Source organism: Stenotrophomonas sp. WZN-1, from assembly GCF_002192255.1.
In the GTDB taxonomy this organism is placed as follows: Bacteria; Pseudomonadota; Gammaproteobacteria; order Xanthomonadales; family Xanthomonadaceae; genus Stenotrophomonas.
The window spans coordinates 4,041,721-4,060,658 of record NZ_CP021768.1; the positions used below are offsets into that span (position 1 = coordinate 4,041,721).

The 18,938-nt window shown below is 66.1% G+C and carries 18 protein-coding genes; 4 read left to right on the forward strand and 14 right to left on the reverse strand.

Going from position 1 to position 18,938, the window contains the following annotated elements:
- Positions 1–134: 134 nt before the first annotated feature.
- Positions 135–1,856 carry an ATP-dependent RNA helicase RhlB gene (gene rhlB / locus CCR98_RS18885; RefSeq protein WP_087923800.1) on the reverse strand — a complete coding sequence of 574 codons (1,722 nt, stop codon included), beginning with the start codon at positions 1,854–1,856 and terminating at the stop codon, positions 135–137.
- Positions 1,857–2,365: 509 nt separating this feature from the next.
- Here rhlB and trxA point away from each other — a divergent pair.
- The 3 genes from trxA to CCR98_RS18905 all read left to right on the forward strand — a co-directional run bounded on the left by trxA (position 2,366) and on the right by CCR98_RS18905 (position 6,458).
- The gene (trxA, locus tag CCR98_RS18895) at positions 2,366–2,695 is read left to right on the forward strand and encodes a thioredoxin (protein WP_005411275.1); all 330 of its coding nucleotides are present in this window, start codon (positions 2,366–2,368) and stop codon (positions 2,693–2,695) included.
- 227 nt (positions 2,696–2,922) lie between these two features.
- Positions 2,923–4,674 (forward strand): transcription termination factor Rho, encoded by a 1,752-nt coding sequence (gene rho, locus CCR98_RS18900; protein WP_087923801.1) that lies wholly within the window; start codon positions 2,923–2,925, stop codon positions 4,672–4,674.
- Between the two features lie 209 nt (positions 4,675–4,883).
- Entirely contained in the window at positions 4,884–6,458 is a 1,575-nt protein-coding gene (locus CCR98_RS18905) for a sensor domain-containing diguanylate cyclase (protein ID WP_087923802.1), read from the forward strand.
- Between the two features lie 39 nt (positions 6,459–6,497).
- On the opposite strand, the gene CCR98_RS18910 is transcribed toward CCR98_RS18905, so the two are convergent.
- On the reverse strand, positions 6,498–7,388 hold the full coding sequence (locus CCR98_RS18910) for an energy transducer TonB (protein WP_087923803.1): 891 nt from the start codon (positions 7,386–7,388) through the stop codon (positions 6,498–6,500).
- Positions 7,389–7,468: 80 nt separating this feature from the next.
- Positions 7,469–9,199: a bifunctional isocitrate dehydrogenase kinase/phosphatase gene (gene aceK, locus CCR98_RS18915; RefSeq protein ID WP_087923804.1), complete on the reverse strand. Its 1,731-nt coding sequence runs from the start codon at positions 9,197–9,199 to the stop codon at positions 7,469–7,471.
- A gap of 164 nt (positions 9,200–9,363) precedes the next feature.
- Here aceK and CCR98_RS18920 point away from each other — a divergent pair, with 164 nt between their 5' ends.
- Positions 9,364–10,101, forward strand: coding sequence for a KilA-N domain-containing protein (locus CCR98_RS18920; protein ID WP_232463048.1), 738 nt, complete (start codon positions 9,364–9,366; stop codon positions 10,099–10,101).
- A gap of 75 nt (positions 10,102–10,176) precedes the next feature.
- On the opposite strand, the gene CCR98_RS18925 is transcribed toward CCR98_RS18920, so the two are convergent.
- The 11 genes from CCR98_RS18925 to queF form a co-directional block, all read right to left on the reverse strand.
- Entirely contained in the window at positions 10,177–10,536 is a 360-nt protein-coding gene (locus tag CCR98_RS18925; RefSeq protein WP_049440370.1) for a hypothetical protein, read from the reverse strand.
- A gap of 53 nt (positions 10,537–10,589) precedes the next feature.
- Positions 10,590–11,006 (reverse strand): roadblock/LC7 domain-containing protein, encoded by a 417-nt coding sequence (locus CCR98_RS18930; protein ID WP_087923806.1) that lies wholly within the window; start codon positions 11,004–11,006, stop codon positions 10,590–10,592.
- Complete coding sequence (locus CCR98_RS18935) at positions 10,999–11,547, reverse strand: ATP/GTP-binding protein (RefSeq protein ID WP_087923807.1); 549 nt, start codon at positions 11,545–11,547, stop codon at positions 10,999–11,001. Before CCR98_RS18935 ends, CCR98_RS18930 begins: the two co-directional genes overlap by 8 nt.
- The gene (locus CCR98_RS18940; protein WP_087923808.1) at positions 11,540–12,505 is read right to left on the reverse strand and encodes a hypothetical protein; all 966 of its coding nucleotides are present in this window, start codon (positions 12,503–12,505) and stop codon (positions 11,540–11,542) included. The genes CCR98_RS18935 and CCR98_RS18940 overlap by 8 nt, the downstream gene beginning before the upstream one ends.
- 308 nt (positions 12,506–12,813) lie before the next feature.
- Positions 12,814–15,036 (reverse strand): NADP-dependent isocitrate dehydrogenase, encoded by a 2,223-nt coding sequence (locus CCR98_RS18945; protein WP_087923809.1) that lies wholly within the window; start codon positions 15,034–15,036, stop codon positions 12,814–12,816.
- Positions 15,037–15,265: 229 nt separating this feature from the next.
- Positions 15,266–15,691 carry a hypothetical protein gene (locus CCR98_RS18950; protein WP_232463049.1) on the reverse strand — a complete coding sequence of 142 codons (426 nt, stop codon included), beginning with the start codon at positions 15,689–15,691 and terminating at the stop codon, positions 15,266–15,268.
- 130 nt (positions 15,692–15,821) lie between these two features.
- Complete coding sequence (locus CCR98_RS21145) at positions 15,822–16,202, reverse strand: hypothetical protein (RefSeq protein WP_157721547.1); 381 nt, start codon at positions 16,200–16,202, stop codon at positions 15,822–15,824.
- Positions 16,203–16,691, reverse strand: coding sequence for an RHS repeat-associated core domain-containing protein (locus tag CCR98_RS18955; RefSeq protein WP_087923810.1), 489 nt, complete (start codon positions 16,689–16,691; stop codon positions 16,203–16,205).
- Positions 16,692–16,825: 134 nt separating this feature from the next.
- Positions 16,826–17,338 carry a hypothetical protein gene (locus tag CCR98_RS18960; RefSeq protein WP_087923811.1) on the reverse strand — a complete coding sequence of 171 codons (513 nt, stop codon included), beginning with the start codon at positions 17,336–17,338 and terminating at the stop codon, positions 16,826–16,828.
- A 45-nt stretch (positions 17,339–17,383) separates the two neighbouring features.
- Positions 17,384–17,677, reverse strand: a complete 294-nt coding sequence (locus CCR98_RS18965; protein ID WP_005419771.1) for a LysM peptidoglycan-binding domain-containing protein — start codon at positions 17,675–17,677, stop codon at positions 17,384–17,386.
- Positions 17,678–17,981: 304 nt separating this feature from the next.
- Complete coding sequence (gene queF / locus CCR98_RS18970) at positions 17,982–18,800, reverse strand: NADPH-dependent 7-cyano-7-deazaguanine reductase QueF (protein WP_087923812.1); 819 nt, start codon at positions 18,798–18,800, stop codon at positions 17,982–17,984.
- Between the last annotated feature and the right edge of the window lie 138 nt (positions 18,801–18,938).

Genomic DNA, 18,938 nt, shown 5'->3' on the forward strand with positions numbered 1-18,938 from the left:
GCCGGCCAGCGGCCGGCACTACCCTTCAAAGCCACCCGACCGACGGTCGGGTGCTACCGGTCCGGCTTGGTGGGTGCCGACCGTTGGTCGGCACACCCCTGATGTCGCCCGACCAACGGTCGGGCGCTACCGGCTCAGTTGCCCGACAGCATCCGACGGATCTTGCGGCCGATGCGGGTCAGGAACGAATCGCCAGTATCGGCCGCCGTGCGCACCGGCTTGGCCACCACCTGCACCGGGGTCACCGGGCTGGCGCCATTGCCGGCGCTGGCCTGCACGCCCTCGCCACCCTCGACCGGACGGCCATGGCGACGACGACGGCGCTTGCGCGGCTTGCGCTCGCCATCCACGGCACCTTCCGGTGCCCCCTCGGCACGCGGCGGGCGCGGCGGACGCGGGGCCTGGGCGACGGCGGCTTGAGCACCTTCAGCCGGGGCAGCTGCGGCCTGCTCGCCTTCCACGCGCGGCTTGCGCGGGCCACGCGAACGGCGCTCGCCGCCGCGCTCGCCGTCGCGACGCTCGCCACGGCCGCCGCCGGAGCGGCCACCACTGCGACCACCACCACGACGCTCTTCTTCGGCGGCACGTGCTTCGCGCGCTTCACGGAAGATCTGGCCGACGCTCTCGTTCTCCTCACCTTCCTCGCCAGCGGCCGGTGCCGGGCGTTCCGGGCGCGGCAGCGGGGTCAGCAGTTCCTTGGTGACCGGCTCGGACGGGATCTTCTGCTCGATGTAGGCCTCGATGTCCGGCAGGCCCATGGCGTAGCGTTCGCAGGCGAAGCTGATCGCATCACCCTCTTCGCCCAGGCGCGCGGTACGACCGATGCGGTGCACGTAGTCTTCGGCGTCGAACGGCAGGTCGTAGTTGTAGACGTACTTGATGCCGTCGATATGCAGGCCGCGCGCGGCCACGTCGGTGGCCACCAGGATCTCCAGCTGGCCCTTCTGGAAGCGGTTGAGCAGGCTCTCGCGCTTCTTCTGCGGCACGTCGCCGGACAGCACGCCGACACGGTAGCCGGCCTTTTCCAGCGAACGGGCGACGCGCTCGACGAACACCTTGGTATTGACGAACACCATGGTGCGCGCGCCTTCGCTGCGCGACAGCAGGCCCAGCAGCAGCGGGATCTTCTCGTCGTCGGCCGGGAAGTAGATGCGCTGGCGCACGCGCGCGGCGGTGATGGTCTCGGCTTCGACCACCAGCTTCTGCGGCTCGTTCATGTGCTCGTAGGCCAGCTCCAGCACGCGATGGCTGAGGGTGGCGCTGAACAGCAGGGTCTGGCGGATGGTGCGTTCCGGCATGCGGCGCAGCAGGAAGCGGATGTCCTTGATGAAGCCCAGATCGAACATGCGATCGGCTTCGTCCAGCACGCAGATCTCGCAGGCGTGCAGCGAAACCACCTTGTGCTGCTTGACGTAGTCGATCAGGCGGCCCGGGGTGGCGATGATCACGTCCACGCCCTGCTGCAGCAGCTCGCGCTGCTTGTCATAGTCGACGCCGCCGTAGACCAGCGCGAAACGCAGGCCCAGGTCGGAACCGAACTTCACCGCATCCTTGTGGATCTGGATGGCCAGTTCGCGGGTCGGGGCAAGGATCAGCGCGCGCGGATCTTCCGGCTTGCGGTCGGCCAGGGCCGGGCGGGTCAGCAGGCGGTTCACGACAGCGACCAGGAAGGCCAGGGTCTTGCCGGTGCCGGTCTGGGCCTGGCCGGCAACATCACCACCGGGCAGCGCGACCGGCAGGGTCAGCGCCTGGATCGGGGTGCAGCGGGTGAATCCGGCTCCTTCAAGGCCGGCCTGCAGGGCCGGATGCAACTCGAAGGAGGAGAAGGTCAAATCGGTCAGCGGTTTGTCGCTCATGAGTCCGTCTTGGTATGGCCGCCGGCCCGTGGGGCGGCTGGCACTTCATCGTCTAGGGGCACCGTCGCAAACTGCGGCCCCTGCGGCGGGTTGGCAGGCTGGGACCACCCGGTCCGCGCGCCGCACAATGCCCCAGTTTACCGCACTCGGGCAGGCAAACCGGAATGCGGCGTCTCACAACCTGCGGAGACGCCGCCTTCACCCAGCCACACCGGACTTGAACGGCCTGCCCGGGGTCGCTGGTGTCGCCCACTGCCAGCCCCATGTACAGGAAGACAGTGAAATCCGACACATACCGGCCATCGAAGCGATCACGATACGCTGGGTTCCAGCCGGCGCCTGTCCCTGCCCTGCGATAGGGGTACACTGCCGGCCGTGAGCGTCCAGGCATCCCGCCGAACGCACCGCGGCAGTGCGCCGCGAGGCAACGACGAGGGTCGCGCCACCGGGCATGGCCCAGTTCACCCACCTCCGGCATGGCCGGGTGCAATCCAAGACGAGAAACCAAGATGAGCGACAAGGTTGTACATGTCGGCGACGCCGACTTTGATAGCGCAGTGCTGAATTCCAAGGAACCGGTGCTGGTCGATTTCTGGGCCGAGTGGTGTGGCCCCTGCAAGATGATTGCCCCGGCGCTGGACGAACTGGCCGATGCCTACCAGGGCCGCGCCAAGATCGCCAAGGTCAACGTCGACCACAACCGCGCGCTGGCCGCCAAGTACCACGTGCGTTCGATTCCGTACCTGGTCGTGTTCAAGGACGGCGAGAAGGTCGGCGAGCAGATCGGTGCGGTGGGCAAGGCCCAGCTGGCCGGCCTGCTGGACAAGGCCCTGGCCTGATCCTGCTGTTCCCGGCAGCCGCCGCCCGCGGCTGCCGGCGGGCGCCCCGCGTCCATCATGAATGCTGTTCCCGGCGACCCTTGCAAGCCGCCGCAGGCCGATGATAGTGTCGGCATATCCGGCCGCGTTCGCGTGCCGCACCCTCTGGACGCAGTTTCTTCCAGACCCATTCCCAACGTTCGCCGCCCCAGCCGGGCGCTCGCACCTTCAAGCGAGGAATAACGCTCTTGTCCGATAACACTTCCGAAACCGGCAGCGCCGATGCGCCCGCCGAAAAGCGCGTGCGCAAGCCCCGCGTGAGCAAGGCCGCCGCTCCGGCAGCCGCCGAAACCAGCGCCGCTCCGGCGCAGCCGACCCTGCCGCTGGCAGCCGCGCCCGAAGCGCCGGCACCGGCTGCAGCCGCCCCCGCGCCGAGCGCGCCTGCCGCTGAAGCCCCCGCCTCCGGCGGCGGTGAGGGTGGCGAAGGCCGCGAATCCGGACAGCGCCAGCAGAACCACCAGGGCGGTGGCCAGAACCAGAACCAGGGCCAGGGTCAGAACAACAACCCGTACAACCAGAACGGCCAGCAGGGCCAGGGCAATCGCCGCGACCGTTTCCGCAACCGTCGCGACCGTGACCGCAACCGCGGTGGCCGTGATGACGGCATGCCGCAGGACGGTGGCGATCAGCAGCCCTTCGTGCCGCGTCCGCACGCCAATGTGCCGGAAGGCTTCCCGGTCTACTCGCTGAGCGACCTCAAGCGCATGCCGGCACAGAAGCTGCTGGAAATCGCCGAGCAGCTGCAGATCTCCGAAGGCGTGGCCCGTGCCCGCAAGCAGGACGTGATCTTCGCCCTGCTGAAGGTGCTGACCCGCCACGGCGACGGCGTTGCCGCCGATGGCGTGCTGGAAATCCTGCCGGACGGCTTCGGCTTCCTGCGCGCGGCCGAAGCCAGCTACCTGGCCGGCCCGGACGACACCTACATCTCGCCCAGCCAGATCCGCCGCTTCAACCTGCGCACCGGCGACCACATCTCCGGCCGCATCCGCTTCCCGAAGGATGGCGAGCGCTACTTCGCGCTGAACATCGTCGACACCATCAACGGCGAGCCGATCGAAGCGTCGAAGAACAAGGTGCTGTTCGAGAACCTGACCGCGCTGTTCCCGCGCCGCCGCTTCACCCTGGAGCGTGGCAACGGTTCGTCGGAAGACATTACCGGCCGCATCCTCGATCTGATGGCGCCGCAGGGCAAGGGCCAGCGTTCGCTCATCGTGTCCCAGCCGAAGGCGGGCAAGACGATGATGATGCAGCAGGTCGCCACGGCCATCACCACCAACCATCCGGACGTGCACCTGATCGTGCTGCTGATCGATGAGCGCCCGGAAGAAGTGACCGAAATGCAGCGCACCGTGCGCGGCGAGGTCATCAGCTCGACCTTCGACGAGCCGGCCGCGCGCCACGTGCAGGTGGCCGAAATGGTCATCGAGCGCGCCAAGCGCCTGGTCGAGCACAAGAAGGACGTGGTGATCCTGCTCGACTCGATCACCCGCCTGGCCCGCGCCTACAACAACGTGGTGCCGAGCTCGGGCAAGGTGCTGACCGGTGGTGTGGACGCCAACGCCCTGCATCGCCCGAAGCGCTTCTTCGGTGCCGCGCGCAACGTGGAAGAAGGCGGCAGCCTGACCATCATCGCCACCGCGCTGGTCGACACCGGCTCGAAGATGGACGAGGTGATCTACGAAGAGTTCAAGGGCACCGGCAACAGCGAAGTGCACCTGAGCCGTCGTATCGCTGAAAAGCGTGTGTTCCCGGCCATCGACATCAACCGTTCCGGCACCCGCCGCGAAGACCTGCTGATCGAGCCGGAGCTGCTGCAGAAGATCTGGATCCTGCGCAAGCTGCTGCATCCGATGGATGAGATGGCCGCGATGGAGTTCCTGCTGGACAAGATGAAGAACACCAAGTCCAACGACGAGTTCTTCGGATCGATGAAGCGCTGATCCACTGCGTTGCATCGAAAAGGACCTGCCGCTCGCTGCGGCAGGTTTTTTTTTGCCTGCAGGGCGACCCACTTCACTTTGCCGCCGCCCGCTTTTGGCGATAATTCGCCCGATACCCTGCCCGGCCCTGCGGGCGTGGGCACCGATTCCCGCTGTCGCCCCTTCCGGAGAACCGGTCGGGTCCAGCCTCCTGCCGGATCCGTCGACGCATGCCAACGCTGTCTCCCCGCCTCAACCTGGGCAAGCTGATCCTCGCCCTGGCCCTGCTCAGCGCCATCATCGCCCTGGCCAATACCCTGCTGGCCAGCTACCGCGTGCAGCGCGACCAGCTGGTCGGCAATACCCTGGAAGCCAACCGCGTCTATGCCACCAAGCTGGCCGAGACCACCCAGAACTTCCTGCTGGCCGCGCAACAGGAGCTGGCCTACGCCGCCACCCGGCTCGGCCAGAGCGACCTGGATCCGAAGCAGGCCCAGGATGAAGCCAGCCGCCTGCAGCTGCAGACCAACAGCTTCAACTCCTCGCTGGTAGTGGACGCCGATGGCCTGGTGATCGCCACCTCGCCGCAGACCCTGCAGCTGCAGGGCGAGATCCTGCACAGCGTCGGCAACAACGCCGCACTGGCCGCGCGCCAGCCGATGATCAGTGACCCGTACCAGTCGGCCACGGGCAAGCTGCTGGTCTCGCTGTCGCACCCGATCTTCGATCGTCAGGGCCGCTACCGCGGCTACGTCAGCGGCACCCTGTACCTGCGCCAGCGCAGCGCGCTGCATACACTGCTGGGCAAGCACTACTATCGCGACGGCTCCTACCTGTACGTGGTCGACCGCCATGGCCGTCTGCTGTACCACGCCGACGGCAAGCGGGTGGGCGACTACGTGGTCGGCAACCCGGCGGTGAAGGCGGTGGTGCGCGGCGAACGCGGCGCACAGCAGGTCCGCAACAACCTGGGCGTGTCGATGCTGGCCGGCTATGCACCGGTACCGGCCACGGGCTGGGGCATCATCGCCCAGCGGCCGACCGAGGCCACGTTGCAGCCGTTGTCGCGGTTGATGACCGCAGTGATCTGGAACGCGATCCCGCTCGGCCTGCTGTCACTGCTGATCACCTGGTGGTTCGCCCGGCGCATCTCGATGCCGCTGTGGCAGCTGGCGCGCAACGTGCAGGGTGGCGAGGACACCGGCAACGCGATCAACCACGTCAGCGGCATCCGCGCGTGGTACTTCGAGGTTGCCCAGCTCAAGCAGGCGGTACTGCACAGCTTCAACGCCCTGCAGGACCGCATCGGCACGCTCAACCGCGCCAGCCGCACCGATCCGCTCACCGGCCTGCTCAACCGCCGTGGCCTGCAGCAGGCGCTGGATGCACTGCAGGTGCAGGGCATTCCTTTCGCGATCCTGGCGCTGGACATCGATCGCTTCAAATCGATCAACGACAGCCACGGCCACGACGTCGGTGACGCCGCCATCGTCCATATCGCCGACCAGATGCGCCGCTACTCACGCGACAGCGACATCCTCTGCCGTGCCGGTGGCGAGGAATTCCTGCTGCTGTTGCCGGGCATCAGCACCGACTCGGCGCGCCAGGCCGGCGAGCGCCTGCGCCAGCACATTGCAGATCATCCGTTCGAGCCGGTGGGCGCTATCACCGTCTCGCTGGGCGTGGCCCACTTCCCCAGCTTCCATGTCGATGCCGAACAGGCGCTGCGGCTGGCCGACAAGGCCCTGTACATGGCCAAGGAACAGGGCCGCAACCGGGTGGTGGTCTACCCGTACGCGGACTGAGAAGCAGCCGGCCAGGCCGGCCGCTTCACCGCGCCGGTCTCAGCGCTGGGCCAGCGGCGTCAGCAGGCGCAGGCCGCGCTGGGTGCCATCGACCATGTACACACCGCCGGCCGGCAGCAGATCACTGCCCACCTGTCCGGCGGTATCCGGCTTGCGCCACGGTGCGGCCTGGCGCGGGCCGGGGATGAAGGCACGCCAGCGGCCATAGCGTTCCGGCTGGCCGTTGTCGCTGTTGTTCAGGGCGAAGGTGACCGGCACGCGCACGGTCCAGGAGTCCAGCGTGCTCTCCTCGCCGGTGGTCGGCGGCACGAAGGTCCACTTGCGGGCCGCACTGATGCTGGCCTTGGCGAGGATGTCACGCATCCTGGCCATGGTCCGTTCCGGTGCGACCACCGTCATGTTCACCTGTTCGGCAACGACATCGGCGACGGTGCCGTCGCGCGCAACCTGGACCAGCAGCAGTACGTCACCCTGCCCACCATTGCGGAAGGCATCCTCGGGGTAGCGCGGTGGCGGCATGCGCTTCTGGGTGACCGAGTCGGTAGCCTTCGGATCATAGTCACTGAAGTCGACACTGGTCATGCTGACCTGGTAGCTGCCGTCGTCCTGCTCCTTGCCACGCAGGCGTACCCGCAACGGCGCGTGGACGGCCACCGGCTTGCCGTCGTGCAGCGTCGGTTCGAACTGCCAGCCGCGGATGGTGCCTTCCACGAACGATGCGATGCCTGGTGCGAGCATCGCCTGCTGGTCCAGCACCAGCTTGCTGACCGACCCGTCGGCCGCCACATCGATGCTGCCCGACAGCGCCATGCTCATCTCGGCAGTGGCGCGCACCGCGCGCGCGTTCTGGGCAGCGGCGTCGGCCGGCAGCAGCGGAGCACCGGCGGTGAACGCCAGGGCCAGCGCAAGGAACAGAGGGGAACGCATCATTGCCGGATCCATGGTGATGAGGTGAACCCCGAGCGTACCCCAGTCTGGACGGGACCGGCAGGCGGTTCACGCCAATCCGCTCAGGCCAGGCGATGGGCCACCGCGTAGGGCGGCGTATCCGGATAGTCACCGCCGGCGAAGCGCGCCTGCAGGCCCTGCCACCACGCGGGGTCGAACAGGTGCCGGTAATGTTCGCGCACCGCGGCCAGCTCGCCCGCCGGCAGGCCCATGAACGGGCCGAAGCGTTCGGGAAACACGTCGCGTGGCCCGACATGGAACCAGGGTTCGTCGGCCATGGCTTCCTCCGGCGTACGCGGCTGCGGCCAGGCGCGGAACACGCAGTCGCTGACCAGGCACAGCTCGTCATAGTCGTAGAAGACTGCCCGGCCATGCCGCGATACGCCGAAGTTCTTCGGCAGCATGTCGCCCGGGAAGATGTTGTTGCGCGCCATGTCGGTAATCGCCTGCGCGTAGTCGAGGACCGCTGCGCGTACCGCCTCACCGCCCTGCTCGCGCAGGTACAGGTTCAAGGGACGGAAGCGACGCTGCACGTAGCACAGTGCGACTTCCACCTGATCGCCATCGACGCGCACGCTCTGCGCGCACTGCGCCAGCAGCTCTTCCAGCAAGGCCGGTGCGAAGCGGTCGCGCGGGAAACGCAGGTGGCGATACGGCTGCGCATCGAGCAGGCGACCGACGCGGTCCAGGTTGAACACCAGCGCATACTTCTCTTCCACCTGCTGGCGCGACATCGACTTCGGCCAGGCGAAGCGGTCGCGGATCAGCTTGAATACCAGCGGATAGCTGGGCAGGGTGAACACCGCCATGACCATGCCCGGCGTGCCTTCGGCAGGCACCAGCCGCTCCTGCGGATGTTCGTTGAAGTGGCGGAAGAAGGTGCGGTAGCGCTCGGTCTTGCCTTGCTTGGCACGGCCCAGAACGGTGTAGATCTCATCGATGGGCTTGCCTGGCAGCAGGCTGCGCAGGAACACCACCGCATCGCCAACCGTGGCGAGGTCGGCCTGGAAATAACTGCGCGACACGCCGAACAGGTGGGCGACATCGCGGCGCCGGGTCAGCACCGCATCGGCACGCAGGCCCTGCCCATCGTTGACCAGTGCGATCACGCACGGTGAAAAGCGGTGCTCGCCGAACACGCGACCCACCAGATAGGCGCGGCGTTCGCGATAGAACACGGTGTCGAGCAGCTCGATGCTGCGCACCGGCGTATCGCCCCAGTGGGCAAGATCATCCTGCAGGCGCACGGCGATGGCCGCCGCGCAGCGCAGCTGGTGCGCATACGGAATGTCGAAGCGGTAATCGGCCAGCACGCGCTGGAGAGCCTCCACCGGACGCGTCGGTGAGACCGCATAGGTATGCCGTGCGACCGGGTGAGTAATCGCATCGGATGGCTCGACATCGAAGGCGATGAACTCCAGTGCCGGGTCCACGCCACGGGTGGAGAACAAGCGCCGCGACAGCGTGTTGTAGAACGTCTTGTACAGTTCGGCGTCGATCAGCCCCCGCAGCAGCGCGCTGTAGCGCGCATGCACCTGCAGCCACAGCGCGCGCTCCCCGATCGCTTCGCCGGCAAGGCGGCGCAGCGCATCCATCTGTTCGGCGATGCACAGGTCGTACAACGCGATGCGCTCGACTGCATCCTGGCGCGCGCCCGCCCAGTCGCGCCGCTCGAACCGCTGCCGCGCATGGGCGGTGATCGCCGCGAAGCGGGCGTGGTATTGCTCGAAGCCGGCGTGGATGGCGCCGGCGATGCGCGTTGCCAGCTCGGCAACGATGTCAGGCTCGGACATGCAGGGCTCACCCGGGAGGACCGGCCTCACCATACGCTGGCATGGGGTGGCTTGTGTAGCACCACTGCGTGCCGCGACAAACGCAACGATTCCTACAGACCTGGTGCCTCCCCGCTGCCTACCCTTTCAGGCCCAACAACGGCACGAGGTGACGCATGCAGCAAATGACCTTTATCCCACGCGTGGAGGAAGGCAACGTCATCCCGCAGCGCGCCCGCGACGGCTACATCAGTGCCACCGCCCTGTGCCAGTCCGTCGGCAAGCGCTGGTCCGACTACCGGGCGCTGAAATCGACGGAGGAGTTCCTGCAGGAGCTCATGGCGCAGACGACGCTGGGCGAGAATGAACTGATCCACGTGGTATCCGGTGGGAACCCGGCGATGCAGGGCACCTGGATCCATCCGTACCTCGCCATCAACCTCGGCCAGTGGCTGTCGCGCAAGTTCGCAGTGAAGGTCTCGCAGTGGGTGGTGGAATGGCAGCAGGGTCGCGCCAATGCACTGCTGCCCGTGCACATCGATCGCTACATGCAGAACCGTGCCAAGGTGCCGTACACCCATTTCTCGATGCTCAACGAGCTGACGTTGAACCTGATCGCACCGCTGGAGCAGGCGGGCTACACGCTCCCGCAGGCGCTGGTGCCGGACATCTCCGAAGGCCGCCTGTTCTGCAAATGGCTGAGGGATCATCGCGGCGTCAACACCGATGCACTGCCCACGTATGACCACACCTACCCGGACGGCCGCACGGTGCAGGCCAAGCTGTATCCCAACGAGTTCTACGAAGACTTCCGCCGCCATTTCAACGAAGTGTGGCTGCCCCAGAAGGCGCACACCTACTTCGCCGAGCGCGACAGCAAAGCGCTTTCGTTCGTGACCAAGCTGCTGCTTCCACCGCAGTGAGCGTAGCGCCGGACGTGCTCGGCTGCTTCGGCTGAAAGCAGCCGGGCATGGCCCGGCTCTACAGAGGCCGGCCGCTCAGATCGCCAGTTCGGTCTCCACGTCCTGCACCTTGCGCCGGGCCAATGCCAGGTTGGACTTGGTACGGTCCAGCACGATGTAGAAGAACAGGCCCTTCTTCTTCGCCACCGGACGCATGATGTGGTACGCCTTGCCCAGCGAGATCAGGATGTCCTCGATGCTGTCGTTGAGGTTCAACGACGCGGCGGTCTTCATCTTGGCGCGGATCACTTCGGTGTTGCCGGCGGCGGCCACTTCCATGTCCATGCCGGCACCAGCTTCGCCCAGCAGCATGCCGCTTTCATAATCGACCAGCGCCACTGCTTGCGCGCCGTCGATGCCCATCAGTGCATTCAATGATTCATTCAATCCAGCCACGTCGCACCCCTTGTCGATGTTGGTTCGAGCCCCTCGTTCCCCTGCGGCCGGGCTCACGATCCGCCGAGTTCGGCCAGGATCGCCTGGCCACATTCCCTGCTCTGCCACAGCACCTGGCCGATCACGCTGCGCTGGTCGCAGGCCGCCATCAGCAGCAGCGGTGCGCGCCCTTCGGCCTGGATCGCCAGCATCAGCACCTTGCCGCCCGCCGCTTCCAGCATCAGTGTCTGCAGATCGCCCAGCAGCAGTTCGCGCCCGACCGCCGCGGCCAGCGCCAGCATCGCGCTGGTCATCGCCGCCAGCCGTTCACCGCGCCCTTCGGCCCCGGCACTGACCAGGGCGAAGCCATCGACACTGGCCAGCACCACCGTGCGCACGCCTTCGACCCGCTGCTGCAGGTCCTGCAGCAGGGGTTGCAGGCGCTCACGCTGACCGGCATCGGGCAGTACCGTCACCTGCCCGTCAGCCATGCGCAGCCACCAGTGCGTGCGCTTCCATTTCGCTCATCAACACATCCATCAGCAGCAGTCCCTGTTCGCGGTCACGGGCATCTACGGCCAGCAGCGGCAGCGGCTGCTCGTCAAGGAAGGCACGGACGGCCCAGTCATCCAGTGCGGCCTGTGGTGCCTGGTCCAGGTGGGTGACCGCCACCACCAGCGCCAAGGATGATGCGAACGGCTGCAGCACCTGCAGGTAGCCCTCCAGCTCGGTGGCCATGCCGGCACGACGCGCATCCAGCAGCAGCACCGCGCCACGTGCGCCCTGCAGCAGGATCGGCCAGAGGAAATCGAAGCGCTGCTGGCCAGGTGTGCCGTAGAGACGCAGGCGTTCGCCGTTGGGCAGGTCGATGTCTGCGTAGTCCAGCGCCACGGTGGTGGACGCCTTGTCGGCGCCGAGGCGGTCACTGTTGGCCACATCGGTGTCGATCACCGCGCCCGCTGCGATGCTGCGCACCAGGGTCGACTTGCCGCTGCCCATGCCGCCCAGCACGACCACCTTGTGCTCACGCATTGCGCTCACTCCCGCGCAGGTGCCGCCACAGCCGGGCAAGCAATCCGTTGTCGGTGCGGGTGCCACCTGTCGCCATCATCGGCGTCGTAGGCGCGGCCTGCAGCTGCGCGTAGCCACACAGGTAGGCGGCATGGATGAAATCGCGAACGGCCGCCGCCGGCAGTTCGAGCAGAATCGCGCATTCTTCAACCGTGCACGCACGCTTGAGCAGCAACGAGCACAGGCGGAAGCCATCGTGGTCGTGGCCCAGCACGCGGAAATCCGGCCAGCGCAGCAGCTTCACCGAGGCGCCGCGCAGGCGCTCGTCCAGCGCCTGCCAATGGCGGCTGCGTTGCGCCCATTGCCAGAGCAGCGGCCGCAGCGGCTGGCGTGGCCGCTCGCCGGCCAGGGCCTGCAGGCGCGCGGGTGTCAGCGCGTCCAGCTGCAGGCGTTCGAAGGCATCGGCCAGGCGCTCCACCAGCGCGCTCGCGGGCTCCTGCAACAGCACGGCCTGATCATGCTCCAGGTCCATCAGCAGCAATGGCTCGCCTGCATCACTCAACAATGCCTGCCCTTGCCTCAAAGGCAGCCGCTTGCGCAGCAGGCGGGTGATGGCGTGCGCGCCATCGGCCAGACGGATCGGTGCGGGTGCGTGCATGGCCATGGACTCCGGTGCCAACTGCATGCGGCGCAGCGCGCGGCCGATGGCACCATCGTCAAGCACATCCTGGTGCCCGTCGCCGTCACGCAGCTGGCCGCCGATATCCTCGATCCAGCACTGCAATCGCGGGCGTTGCTGGCGCATGCGCTGGGCCGCGTTGCGCAGTGCCGGGGTATCGCGGATGACCAGCAGGTCGCAATCGTCCAGATCCTGGCTGCGGCGGACCTGGCCATCCGGCAGTGCCGAGGCCAGGCGCAGCCGTTGCAGCAGGGCCTGCTCGCCCTGGATGTCGGTTCCCACTACCAGCACGCGTGCCATCCGTGTTCCCCGTGCGGCCACCTCCCCGGTGGCCTCGTGTCGCCAAGGCTAGGGCATCGTCGGCGGCAGCCGTCGTGATCTATTGCTCAGATCGCGGGCGGTCGCAGACTCACTCTTATCTGTTCTGCGACGGCCATCGCAGGCAAGTTTCATGCCCCTTTGACGGCATTCCGACTGCCGACGGATGTCACGCTTCTGAATCCCAGTAGATCCACGCCATGCGTGGATGAAGGGCGGCAGCAATCCTGTCCAAAAAAGAAACCCGCGCCGAAGCGCGGGTTCCGGTGTCACGGCCGAGCGGCGATGGATCAGTCGCGCAGCTGCTCCAGCGCGGCGTTGAAGGTCGCGCTCGGGCGCATCGCCTTGCTGGCCTTGGCCACGTCCGGGCGGTAGTAACCGCCGATGTCCACGGCCTTGCCCTGCACCGCGATCAGCTCTTCGACGATCTTCTGCTCGTTGTCGGTCAGCGCCTTGGCCAGCGGGGCGAAGCGTGCCTTCAGCGCGGCATCTTCATTCTGCGCGGCCAGGGCCTGGGCCCAGTACAGCGCGATGTAGAAGTGGCTGCCGCGGTTGTCGATGCCACCCAGCTTGCGCGACGGCGACTTGTCGTTGTCCAGGAACTGGCCGTTGGCTTCGTCCAGTGCCTTGGCCAGCACGCGGGCTGCGGCGTTGTCGTAGCGGTTGCCCAGGTGTTCCAGCGACGCCGCCAGGGCCAGGAATTCGCCCAGCGAATCCCAGCGCAGGTAGTCCTCTTCGACGAACTGCTGCACGTGCTTCGGGGCCGAACCACCGGCGCCGGTCTCGAACAGGCCGCCACCGGCCATCAGCGGCACGATCGACAGCATCTTGGCGCTGGTGCCCAGCTCCATGATCGGGAACAGGTCGGTGAGGTAATCGCGCAGCACGTTGCCGGTCACCGAGATGGTGTCCTCGCCCTTGCGGATGCGGTCCAGCGAAAACGCGGTGGCTTCCACCGGCGGCAGGATGCGGATATCCAAGCCGTTGGTGTCGTGGTTCTTCAGGTAGGTTTCGACCTTGGCGATGACCTGCGCGTCGTGGGCGCGGGCGGCATCCAGCCAGAACACGGCCGGGGTGCTGCTGAGGCGGGCGCGTTCGACGGCCAGCTTGACCCAGTCCTGGATCGGCGCGTCCTTGGTCTGGCACATGCGCCAGATGTCACCGGCTTCCACGGCGTGCTCGAACACCACGGTGCCGGCATCGTCGGTGACCTTGACCACGCCATCGGAGGCGATCTGGAAGGTCTTGTCGTGCGAGCCGTACTCTTCGGCCTTCTGCGCCATCAGGCCGACATTCGGCACCGAACCCATGGTGGCCGGGTCGAAGGCGCCGTGCGCCTTGCAGTCGTCGATGACGGCCTGGTACACACCGGCGTAACAGCGGTCCGGAATGACCGCCTTGGTGTCCTGCAGCTTGCCTTCGGCGTTCCACATCTTGCCGGAGTCGCGGATCATCGCCGGCATCGAGGCGTCGACGATGACGTCGCTCGGCACGTGCAGGTTGGTGATGCCCTTGTCCGAGTTGACCATGGCCACGCCCGGACGCTGTGCGTACTCGGCAGCCAGGTCGGCTTCGATCGCGGCGCGGGTGGCGTCGGGCAGCGACGGCAGGCGCGCAGCCAGGTCACCGATGCCGTTGTTGGCATCGAAACCCGCCTGCTTGAGCACGTCGGCGTGCTTGGCCAGCACGTCCTTGTAGAACTCGTTGACCGCCACGCCGAACATGATCGGGTCGGAGACCTTCATCATGGTCGCCTTCAGGTGCAGCGAGAACAGCACGCCCTGGGCCTTGGCGTCGGCGATCTGCTCACCAATGAACGCGGCCAGTGCCTTGCGGCTCATGACGGCGGCGTCGACGATTTCGCCGGCCTTGACCACGGTCTTTTCCTTCAGCACGACGGTGCTGCCGTCGTTGCCGTGGAAGGTGATCTTCAGCGCACCAGCGTTGGCCAGGGTGGCCGACTTTTCGCTGCCGTAGAAATCACCAGCCGCCATGTGCGCGACGTGCGACTTCGAATCCGACGCCCAGGCGCCCATGCGGTGCGGGTGCTTGCGGGCATAGTTCTTCACCGACAGCGGTGCGCGGCGGTCGGAGTTGCCTTCGCGCAGCACCGGGTTCACCGCGCTGCCCTTGACCTTGTCATAGCGCGCCTTGTAGTCACGCTGCTGGTCGTCGGCCGGGGTTTCCGGGTAATCCGGCAGCGGATAGCCCTGGCCCTGCAGTTCCTTGATGGCCGCCTTCAGCTGCGGCACCGAGGCGGAGATGTTCGGCAGCTTGATGATGTTGGCGTCCGGGGTGGTCGCCAGCTGGCCCAGCTCGGCCAGGTCGTCGCTGACCTTCTGCGCATCGGCCAGCAGTTCCGGGAACTGCGAGAGGATGCGGCCGGACAGCGAGATGTCACGGGTTTCCACCACGATGCCGGCAGTGGCGGTGTAGGCATCGACGATCGGCAGCAGCGACTGGGTGGCCAGGAACGGGGCTTCGTCGGTCAGCGTGTAGAGGATCTTGGACATGGGGGACTTGGACTCTGTAGCAGTGCTCAGGGGAAGGCCGGCGCCAGCGCCGGGCCACGTGCAACCGTGTCGCTTTCCCCCGTCGCCGTCAGGGTGGGCGCGCGGCGGGGAAACCCCTGCATTGTCGCGTTTTCAGCCGCGCGGGGCAAAGCCGTGCCATACGCGGCGGTACTGGACCGCTGTGTTTCGTCGTTGGCTCGCTTCCGGTCAGGAAGCTGAGGCTTGATGGCTAATTCGACTTCTCGCTCGTTGAGGCACGCATGACCCACTCCGACAATCGCTGCCCCCACTCGGCACGCCTTGGACAGATCAATGTCTGCGAGCGCTTGCTTTGCTGGAAGTTGCAGATTCGGAATCCCCCAACGACGGCGGCCAGGCTGGCGAGTTCATCAGCCGTCGCTGCAGAGCCTCGGATATGCAGCGAACCGGCGCCAGATGATCCGGGTCGAACGTAGACGTCGTACCGGGTGGAAGGTCCTTCCGTCCTTGCATACCCCGACACGACATATCCGCCATCCGTGATGCGCAGATCCGGCGTGCTTCCTGGCACAGGCTTTTCGGGGGCATCGCCCTCGTAGATCAAGGCGACTTCCCTACCATCACGCCTGATGCGGTGCAGACCAAAGTCAACAGGTGCTTCGTAGGTCACGGACATGTCTGTCGGCACCCGTACACAGGCGCCGTATAGGAAGTGGTCGCAACTGTAGCTCCACAGGCTAGATTCCTGGGCCCACGAAGTGAGCGGGAATAAGAAAGCGAAGAAAACCAAAATGCGTGCAAGCATCTCAACGCTCCCGTTTCTGGACTGCCGAATCGCCGTCCACAATTCCACCGATGGCATGGCTGTCAACCAAACCGGGAACCCTATTCATGATTCCGTCGCCGCGTGCAGGATTGGGCAGCCCCGTTGTCTTGTCATAGAGATCATCCACACCGCCAAGATGTGACACTTCATGAGGAACAACACCCTTGTCAAATCTATCCAGGACATTGATCTCGCCCTTCTTTCCGCCCAACTCCGCAAAACTCCGTCCGCTGCGGTGGGAGGTTTCCCCGTTGACAAGCTTTATCTCATTACGGGCGGCCCGCGGGGTACTTTTTTCAATGTCAGTGACCTCGACCGTCACGCGCGTCTCCTTCCCGCCAATATCATAGGTTCCTGACATTTACGCCACCTGCTCTTTGAAGGTCGCTATGTTCTTGGGTGTCGCGCCATCCCCTGAAAACTTTGTTGGGAAGCTGATTTTCACCGACCCGTCCTTCATCCGCGTAACTACAGGAACTCTGCCGTCCGGATCGACAAAGTTGTAAGGACTGCTATTGGCGTATCGGTACCTGTTGAAGAGGGAAGACTTCCCACCATAGGCAGCGACGGGATCTACACTGAGAAAGGCACCTATTTCGGGAGAGTAATATCGTTGCTGCATGTAATTGAGACCTGTCGTGGAATCAAAAACATGGCCTGAGTAACCAGGACCATCTGCCGCGGCGATTCCAACGACAGAGCCATAAGGCTCGTATGCGAATCTCTCGATCACCTTCCCGTTTGAGTCCGTAATAGCCACCGGGCTCCCGAGTGCATCCGTATGAACATAGGTGACTACTTCACCGTCCGTCGACGCCATTGCCAGCGTGAGAACAATCCAGTTGAGCATCCCATCTCTCCCACCTTTCCATATTCCGTTCAGCGTACCCGAGATTCTCCTCGATCGAGTATCGCCCAATAAAAAAGGACGCAGCCTCGCGGCTGCGTCCATCGTGAGCCCTGCCGGGAGAGAGTCGGCAGGACTTACTTGACCTCGAACTCCTGCGGCGTTCCGGCCGCCTTGCCATCGACGGTGACTTCGGCGCGGTACTTGCCGGCCGGCCAGCCCTTTGCATTCTTGAACGTGACGTTGGTGGTTTCCGCACCGCTGGTGTTCAGGGTGGCGTTCTGTTCGCCGGCCACCTGGCCGTCCTGGTAGGTCAGCTTCGCGCCAACGGTGACGTTGTTGGCAGCACCGTCGGTCTTGACCGAGACGATGACGTCATCCTTCGGTGCGAACAATGCCGTCGTCGCAACCGACTTGTCGGCGGCTGCGGTCTTGCCGACGGTGACCGAGGAGACGCTGACCGCAGCGGCTTCGGCCATCGGCGGCGGTGCGCCGGTCATCGGCGCGGGAGCTGCAGGTTCGGCCGGGGCGGTCGCTGCCGGAGCGGCGTTGCTGTCGGTCGACTCTTCCTTCTTCTTGCAACCGACCAGGGCAACGCTGCCCAGCAGGGCGGCGATCAGGGCGGTCTGGAGCGGGGTGGTCTTGATCATTCGGGGTTCCTCCCAGGGATTGTCGGACGGCGTTCGATCGCCGGCTTACTTCGGCGGCAGTTTCAGGGTCTGGCCCGGGAAGATCTTGTCCGGGTCGTCGAGCACATCGCGGTTGGCTTCGAAGATCTTCTTCCAGGCATTGGCATCGCCCAGGTGCTGCTTGGCGATCTTCGACAGCGAGTCACCCTTCTGCACGGTGTAGGTGCCGCCGCTCACAACGTCGGCGGTGCTGTCCACCGAAGCGCTGACGCCGGAGAAGTCCGCCTTCGGTACCTGCTCGGCGGTACTGTCGACGCTGCCACTGACGCCGGAGAAATCGGCTTTCTTCTCGGTACTCATCCACAACTCCCGTTTGCATGACTACGTGGTTCGCACGTTGCCATGGTGGTTGTTAAATGGGGATGGTGCAGATGTGAAGCCGCCACCGGGGGAGGCTGAACAATCGGGTCTCAAGCGGTAGCGCCGGGCCATGCCCGGCGGCTTTGGCTCTGGCCGCTGCGCTCGCCGGGCATGGCCCGGCGCTACCCGTGACAGAGCGGCCCCCCGGTAGTGCCGGCCGCTGGCCGGCTTGCCCTGGCCCTCGACGCGGGTTCCTTGCAGTTGCCGGCCAGCGGCCGGCACTAGCCGTAACCGCCTGCGGCCGTTACTGCCGCAGTTCGCGGTAGGTCGCAGCCGGAGCCGCGATGCCGGGGCTGGCCCGCCAGGGATTGATATCCAGGCCACCACGGCGGGTGTAGTGGGCCTCCACTTCCAGCCACTGCGGCTGGCAGCGCGCGGACACCTCGCTGAAGATCCGTTCAACGCACTGCTCGTGGAACTCGGCGTGCTCGCGGTAGCTGACCAGGTAGCGCAGCAGGCCCGCGCGGTCGATCTTCGGCCCGCGGTAACGCAGGCTGACCGTCGCCCAGTCCGGCTGGCCGGTCACCGGGCAGTTGGACTTCAGCAGCGCCGAGACCAGCGTCTCCTCCACCACCTCGCCCGCGTCGGCAGTCAGAAAGTCCGCCTGCGGCGGGCCGTAGCAGTCGATCTCCACGTCCAGCCCGTCGATGGATTCACCGAGCGGCGTCTCGCGCAGGCCCGGCAAACCGAACGCGACCTGGACCGGCGCACCGGCGCAGGCTGACAGGTCAGCCACCAGGCGCTCGCGCATTGCCTCGGCGCTGTCGATACGCGTGCTGTTGAGGGAGTTCAGATACAGCTTGAACGACTTCGACTCGATCAGCCGCGGCGAGGTGCACGGCACCTGCACGGTGGCGACGGCGACCTGCGGCTTGCCACGCGGGTCGAGCCAGCTCAGCTCGAATGCATGCCAGCGGTCATGGCCGACGAACGGCAGCGCAGCGTCATCGAGGCCGATCTCGGCGCGGGCGCCGCTGCGCGGGATGGGAAACAGCAGGCCGGGATCGTACTGCGACGGGTAACTGACCTCGCGACCGAGGCTGGAATCCTGTGGGGTGTTCATGGGGGTCATTGTATCGCGCCCAGGGCGGGCCTTCGGCCGGGCCGGCCAACGGCGGAGCCCCTCCGTGGTGGTTCAGGGCACGATCTCGGGATCGGCCGGGAGGGTGGGTTGGCTGGGGGCCGCTGCAAGTACGTCCAT

What these genes read in the sequence shown, in the direction of transcription:
- CCR98_RS18920 (WP_232463048.1), top strand. Translation starts at nt 9,364, where the DNA reads ATGACCTTTATCCCACGCGTGGAGGAAGGCAACGTCATCCCGCAGCGC.
- aceK (WP_087923804.1), bottom strand. Translation starts at nt 9,199, where the DNA reads ATGTCCGAGCCTGACATCGTTGCCGAGCTGGCAACGCGCATCGCCGGC.
- CCR98_RS18955 (WP_087923810.1), bottom strand. Translation starts at nt 16,691, where the DNA reads ATGCTCAACTGGATTGTTCTCACGCTGGCAATGGCGTCGACGGACGGT.
- CCR98_RS18930 (WP_087923806.1), bottom strand. Translation starts at nt 11,006, where the DNA reads ATGGCTGACGGGCAGGTGACGGTACTGCCCGATGCCGGTCAGCGTGAG.
- CCR98_RS18960 (WP_087923811.1), bottom strand. Translation starts at nt 17,338, where the DNA reads ATGATCAAGACCACCCCGCTCCAGACCGCCCTGATCGCCGCCCTGCTG.
- CCR98_RS18910 (WP_087923803.1), bottom strand. Translation starts at nt 7,388, where the DNA reads ATGATGCGTTCCCCTCTGTTCCTTGCGCTGGCCCTGGCGTTCACCGCC.
- CCR98_RS18905 (WP_087923802.1), top strand. Translation starts at nt 4,884, where the DNA reads ATGCCAACGCTGTCTCCCCGCCTCAACCTGGGCAAGCTGATCCTCGCC.
- trxA (WP_005411275.1), top strand. Translation starts at nt 2,366, where the DNA reads ATGAGCGACAAGGTTGTACATGTCGGCGACGCCGACTTTGATAGCGCA.
- CCR98_RS18945 (WP_087923809.1), bottom strand. Translation starts at nt 15,036, where the DNA reads ATGTCCAAGATCCTCTACACGCTGACCGACGAAGCCCCGTTCCTGGCC.
- rhlB (WP_087923800.1), bottom strand. Translation starts at nt 1,856, where the DNA reads ATGAGCGACAAACCGCTGACCGATTTGACCTTCTCCTCCTTCGAGTTG.
- CCR98_RS18940 (WP_087923808.1), bottom strand. Translation starts at nt 12,505, where the DNA reads ATGGCACGCGTGCTGGTAGTGGGAACCGACATCCAGGGCGAGCAGGCC.
- CCR98_RS21145 (WP_157721547.1), bottom strand. Translation starts at nt 16,202, where the DNA reads ATGTCAGGAACCTATGATATTGGCGGGAAGGAGACGCGCGTGACGGTC.
- CCR98_RS18950 (WP_232463049.1), bottom strand. Translation starts at nt 15,691, where the DNA reads ATGTCCGTGACCTACGAAGCACCTGTTGACTTTGGTCTGCACCGCATC.
- CCR98_RS18965 (WP_005419771.1), bottom strand. Translation starts at nt 17,677, where the DNA reads ATGAGTACCGAGAAGAAAGCCGATTTCTCCGGCGTCAGTGGCAGCGTC.
- CCR98_RS18935 (WP_087923807.1), bottom strand. Translation starts at nt 11,547, where the DNA reads ATGCGTGAGCACAAGGTGGTCGTGCTGGGCGGCATGGGCAGCGGCAAG.
- queF (WP_087923812.1), bottom strand. Translation starts at nt 18,800, where the DNA reads ATGAACACCCCACAGGATTCCAGCCTCGGTCGCGAGGTCAGTTACCCG.